Source organism: Rhodococcus sp. no. 34, assembly GCF_054589475.1.
Genome location: NZ_BAAILK010000046.1, coordinates 309,547 through 324,328, shown reverse-complemented (window position 1 = coordinate 324,328; position 14,782 = coordinate 309,547). Strand labels below are relative to the sequence as shown.

15 protein-coding genes are annotated in these 14,782 nt (G+C 64.2%); 14 read left to right on the top strand and 1 reads right to left on the bottom strand.

Features of this window, described 5'->3' with window-relative positions:
* The first annotated feature begins 39 nt into the window (after positions 1-39).
* From ACYP01_RS22580 to ACYP01_RS22540, 9 genes are all read left to right on the top strand, one after another.
* Positions 40-1,239, top strand: coding sequence for a glycosyltransferase 87 family protein (locus tag ACYP01_RS22580; protein ID WP_225320370.1), 1,200 nt, complete (start codon positions 40-42; stop codon positions 1,237-1,239).
* A 369-nt stretch (positions 1,240-1,608) separates the two neighbouring features.
* Complete coding sequence (gene mihF / locus ACYP01_RS22575; RefSeq protein WP_003944825.1) at positions 1,609-1,929, top strand: integration host factor, actinobacterial type; 321 nt, start codon at positions 1,609-1,611, stop codon at positions 1,927-1,929.
* Between the two features lie 36 nt (positions 1,930-1,965).
* A complete protein-coding gene (gene gmk / locus ACYP01_RS22570; protein WP_003944801.1) occupies positions 1,966-2,565 on the top strand; it encodes a guanylate kinase in 600 nt (199 codons plus the stop codon).
* A gap of 98 nt (positions 2,566-2,663) precedes the next feature.
* Positions 2,664-2,963 carry a DNA-directed RNA polymerase subunit omega gene (gene rpoZ / locus ACYP01_RS22565; protein ID WP_003944996.1) on the top strand — a complete coding sequence of 100 codons (300 nt, stop codon included), beginning with the start codon at positions 2,664-2,666 and terminating at the stop codon, positions 2,961-2,963.
* The gene (gene coaBC, locus ACYP01_RS22560; protein WP_003944888.1) at positions 2,960-4,258 is read left to right on the top strand and encodes a bifunctional phosphopantothenoylcysteine decarboxylase/phosphopantothenate--cysteine ligase CoaBC; all 1,299 of its coding nucleotides are present in this window, start codon (positions 2,960-2,962) and stop codon (positions 4,256-4,258) included. The genes rpoZ and coaBC overlap by 4 nt, the downstream gene beginning before the upstream one ends.
* Positions 4,259-4,446: 188 nt before the next feature.
* Positions 4,447-5,661 (top strand): methionine adenosyltransferase, encoded by a 1,215-nt coding sequence (gene metK, locus ACYP01_RS22555; RefSeq protein ID WP_003944827.1) that lies wholly within the window; start codon positions 4,447-4,449, stop codon positions 5,659-5,661.
* A gap of 25 nt (positions 5,662-5,686) precedes the next feature.
* Positions 5,687-7,705 (top strand): primosomal protein N', encoded by a 2,019-nt coding sequence (locus ACYP01_RS22550; protein WP_081557843.1) that lies wholly within the window; start codon positions 5,687-5,689, stop codon positions 7,703-7,705.
* A gap of 172 nt (positions 7,706-7,877) precedes the next feature.
* Positions 7,878-8,546: a PadR family transcriptional regulator gene (locus ACYP01_RS22545; RefSeq protein WP_370852745.1), complete on the top strand. Its 669-nt coding sequence runs from the start codon at positions 7,878-7,880 to the stop codon at positions 8,544-8,546.
* Between the two features lie 94 nt (positions 8,547-8,640).
* On the top strand, positions 8,641-9,660 hold the full coding sequence (locus tag ACYP01_RS22540) for an esterase/lipase family protein (protein ID WP_459682533.1): 1,020 nt from the start codon (positions 8,641-8,643) through the stop codon (positions 9,658-9,660).
* A 57-nt stretch (positions 9,661-9,717) separates the two neighbouring features.
* On the opposite strand, the gene ACYP01_RS22535 is transcribed toward ACYP01_RS22540, so the two are convergent.
* Entirely contained in the window at positions 9,718-9,924 is a 207-nt protein-coding gene (locus ACYP01_RS22535) for a hypothetical protein (protein ID WP_003944900.1), read from the bottom strand.
* A gap of 288 nt (positions 9,925-10,212) precedes the next feature.
* Here ACYP01_RS22535 and fmt point away from each other — a divergent pair, with 288 nt between their 5' ends.
* From fmt to ribD, 5 genes are all read left to right on the top strand, one after another.
* Entirely contained in the window at positions 10,213-11,136 is a 924-nt protein-coding gene (fmt, locus tag ACYP01_RS22530; RefSeq protein WP_007727991.1) for a methionyl-tRNA formyltransferase, read from the top strand.
* Positions 11,133-12,581, top strand: coding sequence for an RsmB/NOP family class I SAM-dependent RNA methyltransferase (locus ACYP01_RS22525; protein WP_459682530.1), 1,449 nt, complete (start codon positions 11,133-11,135; stop codon positions 12,579-12,581). Before fmt ends, ACYP01_RS22525 begins: the two co-directional genes overlap by 4 nt.
* 40 nt (positions 12,582-12,621) lie before the next feature.
* The gene (locus ACYP01_RS22520; protein WP_003944924.1) at positions 12,622-12,969 is read left to right on the top strand and encodes an MmcQ/YjbR family DNA-binding protein; all 348 of its coding nucleotides are present in this window, start codon (positions 12,622-12,624) and stop codon (positions 12,967-12,969) included.
* Between the two features lie 64 nt (positions 12,970-13,033).
* A complete protein-coding gene (gene rpe, locus ACYP01_RS22515) occupies positions 13,034-13,717 on the top strand; it encodes a ribulose-phosphate 3-epimerase (protein WP_019748384.1) in 684 nt (227 codons plus the stop codon).
* Between the two features lie 8 nt (positions 13,718-13,725).
* Complete coding sequence (ribD, locus tag ACYP01_RS22510) at positions 13,726-14,778, top strand: bifunctional diaminohydroxyphosphoribosylaminopyrimidine deaminase/5-amino-6-(5-phosphoribosylamino)uracil reductase RibD (RefSeq protein WP_003945026.1); 1,053 nt, start codon at positions 13,726-13,728, stop codon at positions 14,776-14,778.
* The last annotated feature ends 4 nt before the right edge of the window (positions 14,779-14,782 follow it).

Genomic DNA, 14,782 nt, shown 5'->3' with positions numbered 1-14,782 from the left:
GCTCGTTCGAGCGGTGGAACCCGGTGGTACCGTCCGTCGGTGAATCGTTGGTGGCAGATCGGACTTCTCGTCGCGGCGTGCGCGCTGCTGGCCACCGGGTTCCAATCCGTCACCGGCGTACACGGCGACGATCTCGCCGTGTACCGGACAGCGGGTCAGGCCGTCCTCGACGGCTCGAACCTGTACGACGAGTCGTTCAACGCGAGACTGCCGTTCACGTATCCGCCCTTCGCTGCGCTCGTCGCCGTTCCCGTCGCCTTGGGTTCCTGGGGTGCGGTCCAGTGGGGATGGAGTTTCGTCAGCCTCCTGATGCTGGCCGCGATCATCGTGCTCAGCTATCGCGAAGTCCCGTTCACACGTAAGCGGCCAGTCGTCGTCTACGTGGGTTTCCTGGTCCTGTGGACGGCGGCATCGCCGATCTCCGATCACCTCGGGTACGGCCAGGTCGGGTTGTTTCTGACTCTCCTGTGCTTGATCGACGTGCTGGCTCGACCACGGTGGATTCCCGAGGGCGTGCTGGTGGGGATCGCCGGCGCGGTCAAACTGGTGCCACTCGTCTACATCGGTTACTACGTGATCACCGGGCGCTGGAAAGCAGTTGCGGGCGGCCTCGCCGGCTTCCTCGGCGCCACGGCTCTGGGCTTTGCGGTTCTCCCACGCCAGACGATCGACTACTTCGGCGACATCGCCTCACTCTCGGGGCGCGTCGCCGTCGGTGACCCGTCCGTGTTCGGTAACCAGTCCGTGCGTGGAATGGCCTTGCGGCTACTTCCCGAGGGCCTGGTGGGTCCGGCATGGCTCGTCGCCTGTGCGGTGTTGGGTGTCCTCGGAATTGTCGCGACGCGGCGCGCTCAGCGCCTGCGGGGCGATCTCGCCGGTTTCACGGTGGTGGCTCTGCTGGCGGCAATCGTGACTCCCATTGCCTGGACGCACCATTTCGTGTGGTTGGTGCCGGCGGTCGGTGTACTCCTCGTTCCGATCAAGTCTGGCGTGGGGGAGGGCACTCGATCGGTCCCTGTGTGGTCCTGGATCGCGATCGGTCTCACCGCTGTCGTAGTGCTGTTTCGGCTTCCTCGAGTCGGCGCGGACATGGATATCCCGGTAGTCGGCTTCGTGCTGGAGAATTCATTGCTCTGGGCGAGCCTCGCGGTAGTGCTCGCTCTGGCCGCCCCCGGCGTGAGTCGCATCGAACCCGAGACGGTCGACGCCGGCGATCCGAAATCGTCGCTGCAGACCTGAAAACGGGCCGCGACACGCGCATAGGCGCCGAAAATGCTCGAAAATTTTGGATGTGTCGGCGACCACGTTCATTCCCGCAGGTAACGATTTCGCACACTCGCACGGGGGTGTCGCACGCTATGGGTCGAAATACATTGTGTTACAGTCTATTTCGGTACTGTACGCACGTTCGTGCGGCGTCGAATTCGTCTCGATCCAGCCGAAAACGGTGACGATCCGTGACATCGATTCGACGCGCATAACCCACCGCGATCTGCATCGGACCGCGGGGGGTGGGTTAGCAATTCGCGCCAGGCGTGAGTACGGTCGCTATCGCTGCTGGTTATCAGCGGAATAGACAAAATTTGCACACGACGAGACGGAGGAACCGTGGCCCTTCCCCAGTTGACTGATGAGCAGCGCGCTGCTGCTTTGGAGAAGGCAGCTGCTGCCCGCAAGGCCAGGGCTGAGCTCAAGGAGCGCCTGAAGCGTGGCGGCACCGACCTCAAGCAGGTCCTCAAGGACGCCGAAGACAACGAAATCTTGGGCAAGATGAAGGTTTCGGCACTGCTCGAGGCGCTGCCCAAGGTGGGCAAGGTCAAGGCTCAGGAGATCATGACCGAGCTGGAGATTGCACCGACCCGTCGCCTTCGTGGCCTCGGTGATCGGCAGCGCAAGGCTCTGCTCACCAAGTTCGACTTCGAGGCCTGAGCCGACAAGTGATGATTGCTGACGCGGCAGTGTCTGATGATTGCTGACGCAACAGTGTCAGAGAGCAAGACCGCAGTGCGGAGGGGTCGGCTGGTTGTACTGGCCGGCCCTTCGGCTGTCGGTAAGTCCAGCGTCGTTCGCGAGCTGAGAACTCGGTTGCCTGAACTCGTTTTCAGTGTTTCGGCGACCACTCGCGATCCCCGCCCAGGTGAAGTGGACGGCAAGGACTACCGATTCACCTCCCGTGAAGAATTTCAACGGATGATCGACTCCGGTGAACTTCTCGAATGGGCGGAAATCCACGGCGGCCTGCAGCGCTCCGGCACCCCCGCAGCTCCGGTCGAAGAAGCGCTCGAAGCTGGAAAGCCCGTTCTCGTCGAGGTCGATCTCGCCGGAGCACGAGCTGTCCGCAAGGCGATGCCCGAGGCTCTGTTGGTGTTCATGGCTCCACCGAGCTGGGACGTTCTGGTGCAACGGCTGACCGGACGTGGAACCGAAACGGAAGACGTCGTGGCGCGCCGACTCGAGACGGCCCGAGTGGAATTGGCCGCACAGGACGAGTTCGACACGGTCATCGTGAACGAGGATGTAAGCCGTGCTTGCGATGAGTTGGTATCCTTGTTGGTTGGGAACTGATTCCGCACCCTTCGGGAACCGATTTCCACCCCGTTTCTCAGATATCCGGATCGATAAAACTAGTTCTTCAATGAAGATCTAATTCAGGAGATACAAGAGTGAGCAGCACTTCAGCCGCGTCCGCAGCAGGTCAGGGCGCTCTGCCTGCCTACGACACCCCGCTCGGCATCACCAACCCGCCGATCGACGAGTTGCTCGAACGCACCTCTTCCAAGTACGCCCTGGTCATCTACTCGGCCAAGCGCGCGCGCCAGATCAACGACTACTACAACCAGCTCGGTGACGGCATCCTCGAATACGTCGGACCTCTGGTCGAGCCCGGTCTGCAGGAAAAGCCGCTGTCCATCGCGTTGCGTGAAATCCACGCTGATCTCCTCGAGCACACCGAAGGCGAGTGAGCACCACATCTGCCGCACCCGAACCTCGTTCGGGTGTCGGGGGAGTGTCCGACGCGCCCACATCGATACGTAAGCGCATTGTCGTCGGTGTCGGTGGGGGTATCGCCGCGTACAAGGCGTGCTCGATCATCCGCAGCTTCACCGAGAGCGGTCATCACGTCCGCGTGATTCCGACCGAATCCGCTCTGGAGTTCGTCGGGCGCGCGACGTTCGAAGCACTCTCCGGCAACCCGGTTCACACCGGCGTCTTCAACGACGTCCCGCAGGTTCCGCATGTCCGTCTCGGACAGGAAGCCGATCTGGTCGTCATCGCGCCGGCAACCGCTGATCTGATGGCGCGAGCGGTCATGGGTCGCGCAGACGACCTGTTGACGGCCACTTTGTTGACCGCGCGCTGTCCGGTCGTCTTCGCCCCAGCAATGCACACCGAGATGTGGGAGCACCCCGCAACGGTCTCGAACGTGGCGACACTGCGTTCGCGCGGCGTCCACGTGATCGAACCTGCCTCCGGGCGTTTGACAGGGAAAGACACCGGAGCCGGTCGACTTCCCGAACCCGACGAGATCGTCGGGTTGGCTTCGTTGCTCCTCGAGCGCTCGGACGCGTTGCCGCGCGACCTGGAGGGTCGCCGCATTCTGGTCACCGCCGGCGGTACTCGCGAGCCGCTCGATCCCGTGCGCTTTCTCGGTAATCGCAGCTCGGGCAAGCAGGGCTACGCGCTCGCCCGTCTTGCCGCGCAACGCGGCGCGCACGTGACACTGATCGCCGGGTACACGGCTGATCTCGCCGATCCCGCCGCTGTCGACGTCGTGCACATCAAGACGGCCGAAGATCTCCGGTTGGCAGTGGAAAAGCACGCACCGGGACACGACGGAGTCGTCATGGCTGCGGCTGTCGCGGACTTCCGCCCCACCACCGTCGAAGGCAGCAAGATCAAGAAGGGCGCAAACGAACCCGACTCGATCAGCCTCACCAGAAATGCCGACATCCTCGCCGGTCTCGTCGAAGCGCGTCGTGACGGCGACTTGGATGCTCGAACGGTGATCGTCGGATTTGCCGCTGAGACCGGTGACGCCCACGGTGACGTTCTCACCTATGCCCGCTCCAAGCTTGCCCGCAAAGGTTGCGATCTCCTCGTGGTCAATGCGGTCGGCGAGGGCAAGGCGTTCGAGGTCGATCACAACGACGGTTGGCTGCTCGGTTCCGACGGCTCGGAGTCCGCTCTCGAACACGGATCCAAGGCTTTGATGGCCAGTCGAGTACTCGACGCCCTGGTCAAGCTCTTCCCCGAGTAGCGACACGCGCCCGGTGATGAGAGTTACCCCACGATAATCGGGTGAGTACAAGGGTGTTGCGCAGGCGGTCCAACCGTTATCGTCGGCTCAGCCCCCAGCTAACAAAGCATGACAAAACGGTCACCGAACGGTGATTCGGATACTTCAATAAGCTGTAGTCAAGAACTCAGTCGTCGAGAGGGAGATCTGTGAGCAAGTCCGGCAGTCGGCTATTCACCAGCGAGTCCGTCACCGAGGGGCACCCGGACAAGATCTGTGACGCGATCAGCGACTCGATCCTCGACGCGCTGCTCACCCAGGACCCGCGCGCCCGCGTGGCCGTCGAGACACTGGTCACCACCGGCCAGGTTCACGTAGCCGGTGAGGTCACGACCACTGCGTACGCGGACATTCCGAAGATCGTGCGCGACACGGTCCTCGAAATCGGCTACGACAGCTCCGCAAAGGGCTTCGACGGAAATTCGTGCGGCGTCAACGTCGCGATCGGCGCCCAGTCGCCCGAGATCGCGCAGGGTGTCGATCACTCGCACGAGGCCCGCGTCGACGGAATCAGCGACGACGAGATCGACCGTCAGGGTGCGGGCGACCAGGGCCTGATGTTCGGCTACGCCACCACCGACACGCCGGAACTGATGCCGCTGCCCATCGCGCTGGCTCATCGTCTCTCTCGCCGGTTGACCGAGGTCCGTAAGTCCGGCGTGCTGCCGTACCTGCGCCCGGACGGCAAGACCCAGGTCACCATCGAGTACGACGGTGACAAGGCTGTCCGTCTCGACACCGTGGTCATCTCCACCCAGCATGCCGCTGACATCGACCTCGACAACCTGTTGACGCCCGATCTTCGCGAGAAGGTGCTTCACTCGGTGCTGACCGACGTCAACCTCACCGATCTCGACACCTCCGATGTTCGTCTGTTGGTGAACCCGACGGGCAAGTTCGTCCTCGGTGGCCCGATGGGTGACGCCGGTTTGACCGGCCGCAAGATCATCGTCGACACCTACGGCGGAATGGCTCGCCACGGTGGCGGCGCGTTCTCCGGCAAGGACCCGTCAAAGGTCGACCGCAGCGCTGCCTACGCCATGCGCTGGGTGGCCAAGAACGCTGTTGCCGCAGGTCTGGCCGACCGCATCGAGGTTCAGGTCGCCTACGCCATCGGCAAGGCAGCTCCGGTCGGACTCTTCGTCGAAACCTTCGGCACCGAGAAGACCGATCCGGCACGGATCCAGAAGGCGATCACCGAGATCTTCGACCTGCGTCCGGGAGCGATCATCCGCGACCTCGACCTGCTGCGCCCGATCTACGCGCAGACGGCGGCATACGGTCACTTCGGTCGCACCGATATCGACCTCCCGTGGGAGAGCACCGATCGCGCCGACAAGCTGCGTAGCGCAGCTGGTCTCTGATCACTGACGTACAGACGGGGCGCGGGTGGGCGCGGAAAGAGTAGCGGCAGAAGTCGATCCGGTCGCCCGGGTGCTGCCGATGCTCCCGCTCGCTCACCTCGACCGTGAATTCGACTACCTCGTTCCTCGTGAACTCGAAGCGGATGCGCAGCCCGGAGTCCGGGTGCGCATCCGCTTCGCTGGTCGTCTGGTGGACGGTTTCATCGTCTCGCGCGAGGCGACCAGTGACCATCAGGGGAAGTTCGGCTGGCTCGAACGCGTCATCTCGTCCGAGCGGGTCCTGACGGCCGAAATCGCGCAAGTCGTCGATCGTGTGGCGGAGCGTTATGCCGGAACCCGTGCCGATGTTCTCCGTTTGGCGGTACCGCCGCGGCACGCGAAGGTCGAGGCGGAACCGTGGGGGCCCGCCGAGCCGCCGTCCGCTCCTGAACCGATCGAAAATGGTTGGCATCTCTACAGATTCGGTGACGCCTTCCTGTCCGCGATTCGCGAGTCGAAAAGCCCACGTGCGGTCTGGCAGGCGTTGCCTGGTGAAAACTGGCCACTGCGCCTGGCCGAACTGGCCGGGGCCGTAGCGGCAAGTGGTAAATCCGCGATCCTGGTTGTGCCCGATCAACGCGACCTGGACCGCGTCGTCGCCGCTTGTACCGAACTCTCCGGAGCGGATGCGGTGGTAGGTCTGTCCGCGGGCCTGGGGCCGGCCATGCGATATCGGAGGTGGCTCGCTGCACTGCGCGGGACCGCCCGGATCGTCGTCGGCACGCGGAGTGCTGTTTTTGCGCCGACGCCAGAGACCGGTCTTGTCGTCGTCTGGGACGACGGCGACGACAACTTGTCCGAGCCGCGGTCGCCGTATCCACATGCCCGCGAAGTTGCCGTCCTGCGTGGCTACGTCGCCGGGTGCGCCGTCGTGATCGGTGGGTTCTCCCGTACGGCAGAAGCGCAGGTACTCGTCGACTCGGGATGGGCGCACGATCTGGTCGCTACGCGGGACGTCGTTCGTGCCCACGCACCCAAGATCACCGCGCTTGCCGACAGCGATCAAGCCTTGGCCCGCGATCCGGGAGCCAGAGCGGCTCGTTTGCCCGCTATTGCATTCGCGGCCGCCCGGCGCGCTCTGGGTGAGGGCAACGGAGTCCTGGTACAGGTGCCTCGGCGGGGGTACGTACCGACCCTGGCCTGCGGAAAGTGCCGTGCCCCGGCACGGTGCCGTCGGTGCAACGGCCCACTGGCTCTTCCCGCTGCGGCAGGTCCCGACGGCGCCGGGACACCGGCGTGCCGCTGGTGCGGGGTTGCCGATGCCGCCTACCGATGTCACGCGTGCGGGGCGAAAGCGTTGCGCGCGGTGGTGGTCGGTGCCGGCCGGACCGCCGAAGAACTCGGGCGGGCGTTTCCCGGTGTGAAAGTTGTTCTGTCCGGGGGCAGTGATGTGGTCAAGGAACTGCCACACGGGCCCGCGTTGGTGGTCTCGACAGTGGGTGCGGAGCCGGTGATGACCGGCGGCTACGGCGCCGCGCTCTTGCTCGACGGTTGGGCACTGCTCGGCCGGCCCGATCTTCGCGCCGCCGAGGAAACACTCAGACGCTGGATGTCGGCTGCTGCCATGGTGATTCCGCTGTCCGAAGGCGGTGAAGTTGTGGTTGTCGCAGACTCGGGTATCCCGACGGTGCAGGCGTTGGTCCGATGGGATCCAGTGGGGCACGCACAGTCTCAATTCGAGGAACGGGACGAGGTCGGCTTTCCTCCGGCCGTTCACATGGCTGCGATCGACGGTGGATCCGCGGCAATTGCGGAGTTGGTGGATTCAGCTGATCTGCCGGCAAGTGCTGTACTGCTCGGACCAGTGGAATTGCCTGCGGGGGAGAGGCTTCCGTATTCCGGTGAGGACGAGAGCGGTGTCGCGCCGGAGCGAATGCTGGTCCGCGTTCCACGCAAGGACGGTCGCGGCCTTGCGGACGCTCTGGCACATGCGAGGGCCGCGCGCAGTGCGCGGAAGTCTTCGGGTCCGGTCCGCATTCAGATCGACCCACGCCGCATCGGCTGAGTTTCGAGTTGTCGGAGGAATCCTTGCGCTACCCGATATGACGATATATCGTCGAACTATCAACGATAGTGATGGAGGTTCGACGATGGATGCAAGTTTCCCGAACGAGGGGATGTTCGGCCGGCGCGGTTTCTTCGGCGGTTTCGGCCGTGAGCAACGGCCACCATTTGTGATGTGGGTGCCGACGGACGACGGCGCGTCGGGCGATGGTCCCGGCGATCGAGACGGTGGACGACGCGGTCGACCGCACGAGCGGCCGGGCTTCGGTGACATGCCACGCAGAGGCCATCGGCGGGGGCGTTTCGGTCCAGACGGCGGACCCGGCCCCGGCTTCGGTCCGGGCGCTCAGTTCGGTCGCGGGCGAGGACGTGGCGGACGAGGTCGTCGAGGAGATGTGCGCGCTGCGATTCTGCTGTTGATCGCGGAAGAGCCGATGCACGGCTACGAATTGATTCAGCAGATCGTCGAGCGCAGCGGCGGCGTCTGGAAGCCGAGTCCGGGCTCCATTTATCCCGCGCTGTCCCAACTCGAGGACGAAGGACTGGTGATCATCGAAAAGGTTGCCGGCCGCAAGACCGCCAAGCTGACAGAAGAAGGCGTCGCGTACGTCGAGGAACATCGCGCCGATCTCGGGGCGCCGTGGGATGACGTTCGTCTCAGCGTAGGGGAGCCGGAGCAGGACCTTCGAGAACTGATCGGCCAGCTGATGGGCGCGGCCGGTCAAGTGGCTGCTGTAGGCACACCAGCGCAGGTCAAGGCCGCAGCCGACGTGCTTGTCGAGGCGCGCAAATCGCTCTACCGAGTGCTTGCCGGTGATGACGCCGATGAAGGCGGCAATTGAGACGTCGGATACCTACTGTTCGGTAGGGTATGCGCCTCGAAGTTTCTGGTGTTACGGTCAGCTCCCTCGTAGGATCAGAGCAGGAGCAGGAACAATGTCTGGCGTCAAACGGTCTGTGGGACTGACATTTTCGGTAGCAATGGCGCTGCTGATCGGAGCACCGCCGGCGATATCGGCTGCCGCACCGACGCTCCCGTCTGCGAGTGCCGACGCGATGGATGTTCCCCTCGTCATCGGCCCAGGCCAGGTGTCACGTTCGGTAGCCACCGCATTCGCTCATGCTCATCCAGGATCCGCACCTGCCGGGTCGAACGATTTCGGCTGTGAGCCTTCCGGCACGCATCCCCGACCGGTTGTACTCGCGCACGGAACCGACACCGAGGCGTACGCGGATTGGGCGGCCCTGTCGCCGGCACTGGCAGCTGACGGCTACTGCGTCTTCGCCCTCAATTACGGCGGTGCGATCAAAGAAGAAGACGGGGACGTCGCACACGAGACCTACGGCGTCGGCGACATAGTCGGTAGTGCCACCGCGTTCGGTTCTTTCGTCGATCAGGTGCTGACCGCGACCGGAGCGGACAAGGTCGACGTGATCGGCTACTCCCAAGGCGCGACGGTGACGCGGTACTACGTCAACAAGATGGGCGGCGACGCCTACGTCGATCATTGGGTCGGTTTGGCTTCGCCGACCTACGGTGGGGTGATGTTCGGGTTGGTTCCCATTGTCCGTGCGATCCCCGGCGGAGAAGACTTTGTCGAAGACGTCTTTTCGCGAGCTGTCCGCGAGCAGATGCAAGGGTCGGATATGTTGAACGCCCTCAACGCCGGAGGCGACACCGTTCCCGGAGTGCGCTACACGACCATCGGGTCCACTGTCGACGAGATGATCCAGCCGTCCTCGAACATCGCGCTCCGCGATGCCGGTGCAGAAAACATCGTCCTCCAGGATCTGTGCCCGTCGAACCTGACCGGCCATTTCCGCATGCCGTACGACCCCTACGTGATCGACGTCATCCGGACGGTCCTCGACCCCGATGCCGAGCGGCACGCTTCGTGCACCGTGGTGCCGCTCGGCACGGATATTCCGCAAGTGGTCATCGACGCAAATTCGTGAGCTGCAACTTCGTGAGCTGCTAACTCGTGAGCACCGAGATCACGTGGGTCGGGATGTTTACTCGGCGAGCTTGGCAGTGGCCTGCGCCCACAGGAAGAACTTGTTCGTTCCGAGGTCGCGGACGGTCTTGATGTTGAACGCTGCCTTCAAATGTTCTGCGTCCGAATCGCTCACGCCGTTGAGTGCCGCGACCGGGGCGTCCGCCAATTCTTCGACGGACTTTCCTGCGTAGGCCTTGTCGAACTTACTGTCGATGCCTGCCATCTAAGTTCCTCCGTGTGATCGGTGTATCCCGTATCAGCCTCCGCCGAGTGGCGACGACAGAAACAGTCAATACCGAGGACCGGTGAATGTGCAGGGTTCTGATCAAAGAAATTGCTGAGAAAGTGGTTCGGTGCGGCGCGAGGTAGGTCGTAGCTCTCGCAGTCCTTAGACTGACAGTTCCACCCACCGACACATCCGGGAGCATTTTCGTGAGTTGCAGTCCACCGCGTTCGACAGGCCGATCGGCTGATCAGAGTCCGAAGAGCCCAACGAAACGGGAGAGCTGACATGCGCGTCGTGTTCGCCGGAACACCCGAACCCGCGGTTCCTTCACTGCGTCGGCTCATCGAATCCGCCAACCACGAAGTGGTAGCCGTCGTCACGCGTCCGGACGCTGTGGCGGGCCGCGGTCGAAAAGTCACCCGATCGCCGATCGGTCTGCTTGCCGACGAGCACGGCATCCCGGTGCTGACGCCGGCCAAGGCGTCCGATCCCGACTTCGCGGCCGAACTCGCCCGCCTCGAACCGGACTGTGCACCCGTCGTCGCCTACGGAAACCTGTTGCCACAGAACGTCCTCGACATTCCGAAATACGGTTGGGTCAATCTGCATTTCTCGTTGCTTCCCGCGTGGCGCGGCGCCGCGCCGGTGCAGGCCGCGATCAGTGCCGGTGACGAGGTGACGGGTGCGAGCGCGTTCCGTTTGGAAGCCGGGATGGATACCGGCCCCGTGTACGGAGTGATGACCGAGCGGATTCGCGACACCGATACGGCGGGCGACCTGCTCGGACGTCTCGCGGAAAACGGCGCTGCCCTCCTCGAATCGGTACTCGACGGACTCGAGGCCGGCGAGATCAACGCGGTTCCGCAGTCTGCCGACGGCGTCTCGTATGCCCCCAAGGTGACGGTGGACGCGGCCCGCGTGCGGTGGGAACTGCCCGCTCGCACAGTGGACCGGCATATCCGAGCCGTCACACCCGCACCCGGGGCATGGACGATGATCGGTGATCTTCGAGTCAAGGTCGGCCCGATCACCGTCACGGATGAGACCCTGGCAGTCGGTGAGATCTCGGTACGCAAGGATGGTCTGTACATCGGTACCGCGACCACCGCGGTGCGACTCGGGCAGATTCAGCCCCCGGGCAAGAAATTGATGTCGGCAGGGGACTGGGCACGCGGTGCCCGACTCGACGCGGAGGTACGAGCACAGTGACCGAATCACGACGACCGGCACGACGGGCACAGGGTCCCGGAGCCAAGACCGGCGGCGGCGCCAAGAACACCAAGCCGAAGCAGGCCAAGCGGCCTGATCCGGCAACCGCCGGGCTCGATCAACCGCGTCTGGCGGCGCGTGACGTCCTGCGCGCGGTCCGTGAGCGTGACGCGTACGCGAACCTGGTTCTGCCAGGGCTCCTGCGTGACCGCAAACTCGACGCACGCGACGCTGCGCTGGCAACCGAACTGGCGTACGGCGCGGCACGTGCTCAGGGACTGCTGGATGCGGTGATCGCCCATGCAGCGGGTCGGCCGATCGAAGAGATCGACGGAACGCTGCTCGATGTACTCCGACTCGGCTCGTACCAATTGCTGCGCACTCGTGTCGCACCGCACGCTGCCGTCGCAACCTCGGTCGATCTGGTCCGCGCCGAAAACGGCCAGGGCCGAGCAGGATTCGTCAATGCGGTCCTGCGCCGTGTTTCCGAACGCACCCAGGAGGAGTGGGTCGAGCTGCTGGCCCCGAAGGACCCGGTCGGCCGGCTCGCCTTCGAGCACGCTCACCCCCTGTGGATCGCGCAGGTATTTGCCGACTCGCTCGGCGCTGCTGCCGGTGAACTCGAAGACGTCCTGATCGCCGACGACGCCCGCCCTGCCGTACACCTCGTCGCCCGCCCCGGCGAGATCTCCGCCGAGGAGCTTGCACTGGTGACCGGCGGCGAGATCGGGCCGTACTCGCCGTACGCCGTGCATCTCGACGGCGGTGACCCCGGACAGCTCGAGGCGGTCCGCCAAGGCTTGGCGGGCGTGCAGGACGAGGGCAGTCAGCTGGTGGCCCGCGCCCTCAGCATTGCTCCTCTCGAAGGTGAAGACTCCGGACGCTGGCTCGACCTCTGTGCAGGTCCAGGAGGAAAAGCGGCACTTCTCGGTGCTCTTGCCGGCATTGAAGGTGGTCGACTCGACGCCGTCGAGCCCGTCGAACATCGCGCCGAACTGATCCGCAAGACCACTCGCGAACTTCCCGTCGACGTACACGTGGCGGACGGCCGCGAATCCGGGCTCGAACCCGGATACGACCGCATCCTCGTCGACGCTCCCTGCACCGGGTTGGGTGCGCTGCGTCGGCGCCCGGAGGCACGTTGGCGTCGCCAGCCGTCCGATGTGGCTCCGCTCGTGAAGTTACAGCGTGAATTGCTCGCTGCCGCAATCGAACTGGTTCGCCCCGGCGGAGTGGTGCTGTACTCCACGTGCTCGCCGCACTTGTCGGAAACGCTGGCAGTGGTCGCCGATGCAGTGCGACGTCACGGCGTCGTGGAACTCGACACCAAGGAATTGGTGCCAGGTGTCCCAGACGTCGGCGACGGATCGTCGGTTCAGTTGTGGCCGCACCGACACGGGACCGATGCGATGTTCATGGCCGCTTTGCGCAAGCCGCTGGCCTGATCGGATGACTTCTGGGCATCGGTAGTCGTATGGTGCCTACATGGTTACGTGGGAACAGGTTGTAGTACTGGGTTCGGCTCTTCCCTCCGTGGAAGAGTCGACCTCGTACAACACCCCGGCACTCAAGGTGGCAGGTAAGACTTTTGCGCGGCTCCGCACCGAAGCGGAGGGCGCTTTGGTCGTGATGTGCGGTCTGGACGAGAAGGAGGCGCTACTCGCCAGTGGCGAGGCGGCTTTCTTCACCACCGATCACTATCACGGGCACGGCTCGATCCTCGTGCACCTCGAACTGATCGACGAGGTGCAGTTGGGTGAGATGCTCGAAGACGCGTGGCGGATCAAGGCACCGGCCAAGGTGCGAAAGCTCCACACCGTCGTCAAGAACTGATCTGATTGCACCGGCTCCGATGTGCATGCATGGTCGGCAATGAGACACAGCTAAACTCGGCGTCGTGGCTTCCCCGATGATTGCACCGTCCATTCTGTCCGCAGATTTTGCTCGACTCGCTGATGAAGCGACTGCCGTGTCCGGCTCCGACTGGCTTCACGTCGACGTGATGGACGCGCATTTCGTTCCCAATCTCACGCTGGGTCTGCCGGTGGTCGAGAGTCTGCTGAAGGCGACGGATATTCCGCTCGACTGCCATCTCATGATCGAGAATCCGGAGCGCTGGGCGCCGCCGTACGCCGAGGCCGGTGCGTACAACGTCACGTTTCACGCCGAGGCCACCGACGATCCGCGTTCGGTTGCCCGCGATATTCGTGCAGCTGGTGCCAAGGCGGGGCTGAGCATCAAGCCTGGAACCCCGATCGACGACTACCTGGAAATCCTCAAGGACTTCGACACCCTCTTGATCATGAGCGTCGAACCCGGATTCGGTGGTCAGTCCTTCATGCCTCAGGTGCTCGACAAGGCACGCGCAGTTCGAAAGCTCGTCGACTCGGGTGAGCTGACGCTCCTTGTCGAAATCGACGGCGGCATCAACGCTTCCACGATCGAGCAGGCCGCTGAAGCAGGGATCGACTGCTTCGTCGCCGGTTCGGCGGTGTACGGAGCGAGTGATCCCGGTGAGGCGGTGCGCAAGCTGCGCGCGCAGGCCGCCTCGGCGTCGCCGCACCTGACGCTGTCGGTCTGAGCCGCTCGATGGCAAAGGGTGGACAGGCGTCGACGGCTGATCTCGACGCCGCGATGCAGATCGCGCTGGCCGCAGCTGATTCCGCGCGCGGATTCACCAGCCCCAACCCACCGGTCGGCGCGGTCATCCTCGCTGCCGACGGAACCATCGCGGGCGTCGGTATGACGCAACCGCCCGGTGGACCGCACGCCGAGGTTGTAGCTCTCGACGAGGCCGGCGATGCGGCACGTGGCGGTACGGCAGTGGTGACACTGGAACCGTGCAATCACCAGGGACGAACCGGCCCTTGCTCACAGGCATTGATCGACGCCGGAGTCTCGGCGGTTGTCTACGCCGTCGGTGATCCCAATCCCGAGGCTTCCGGCGGCGCAGCGACGCTCATGCGCGCTGGAATCAGCGTCACGGCCGGACTGCGAGCACCCGAGGTGGAAGCTGGTCCACTGCGAGCCTGGCTGCACAAACAGCGCACCGGTCGCCCGCACATCACGTGGAAGTACGCGGCCAGTCTGGACGGACGCAGCGCCGCCGAGGACGGAACGAGTCAGTGGATCACCGGTCCGCAGGCGAGGGCGCGCGTGCATGCGCAGCGAGCGCAGATCGATGCGATCGTGGTCGGTACCGGCACCGTGTTCGCCGACGATCCGTGGCTGACCGCACGTCAGCCCACCGGTGAGCTCGCGGCGCACCAGCCCGTTCGCGTCGTCGTCGGAAAGCGCGAAATACCCTCGACGGCAAGCATTCTCGACGACACCGCACCGACTCTGGTGCTCAACACCGACAACGTCGACGAAGTAGTCGAGGCGTTGGGGGAGTACACGGACGTACTTCTCGAGGGTGGGCCCCGTCTGGCCGGAGCATTCCTTGCCGCCGGATATGTCGACGTCATAGAGGCATACATCGCTCCGATCCTGCTCGGCGCGGGCGCCTCCGCACTCGTCGATGCCGGAGTGCACACCATCACCGACGCCCACCGATTCCGTCTGGAGTCCGCGGTAACGATCGGCCCCGATATTTTGTTGAGTCTGGTTCCGGAGAGTTCTGCTCCGGGGAACGAGGAGTAGGGCG

Coding starts and splice junctions, on each gene's coding strand:
- gmk (WP_003944801.1), top strand. CDS start 1,966: ATGATTGCTGACGCAACAGTGTCAGAGAGCAAGACCGCAGTGCGGAGG.
- ACYP01_RS22545 (WP_370852745.1), top strand. CDS start 7,878: ATGTGGGTGCCGACGGACGACGGCGCGTCGGGCGATGGTCCCGGCGAT.
- ACYP01_RS22540 (WP_459682533.1), top strand. CDS start 8,641: ATGTCTGGCGTCAAACGGTCTGTGGGACTGACATTTTCGGTAGCAATG.
- ACYP01_RS22535 (WP_003944900.1), bottom strand. CDS start 9,924: ATGGCAGGCATCGACAGTAAGTTCGACAAGGCCTACGCAGGAAAGTCC.
- fmt (WP_007727991.1), top strand. CDS start 10,213: ATGCGCGTCGTGTTCGCCGGAACACCCGAACCCGCGGTTCCTTCACTG.
- ACYP01_RS22520 (WP_003944924.1), top strand. CDS start 12,622: ATGGTTACGTGGGAACAGGTTGTAGTACTGGGTTCGGCTCTTCCCTCC.
- ribD (WP_003945026.1), top strand. CDS start 13,726: ATGGCAAAGGGTGGACAGGCGTCGACGGCTGATCTCGACGCCGCGATG.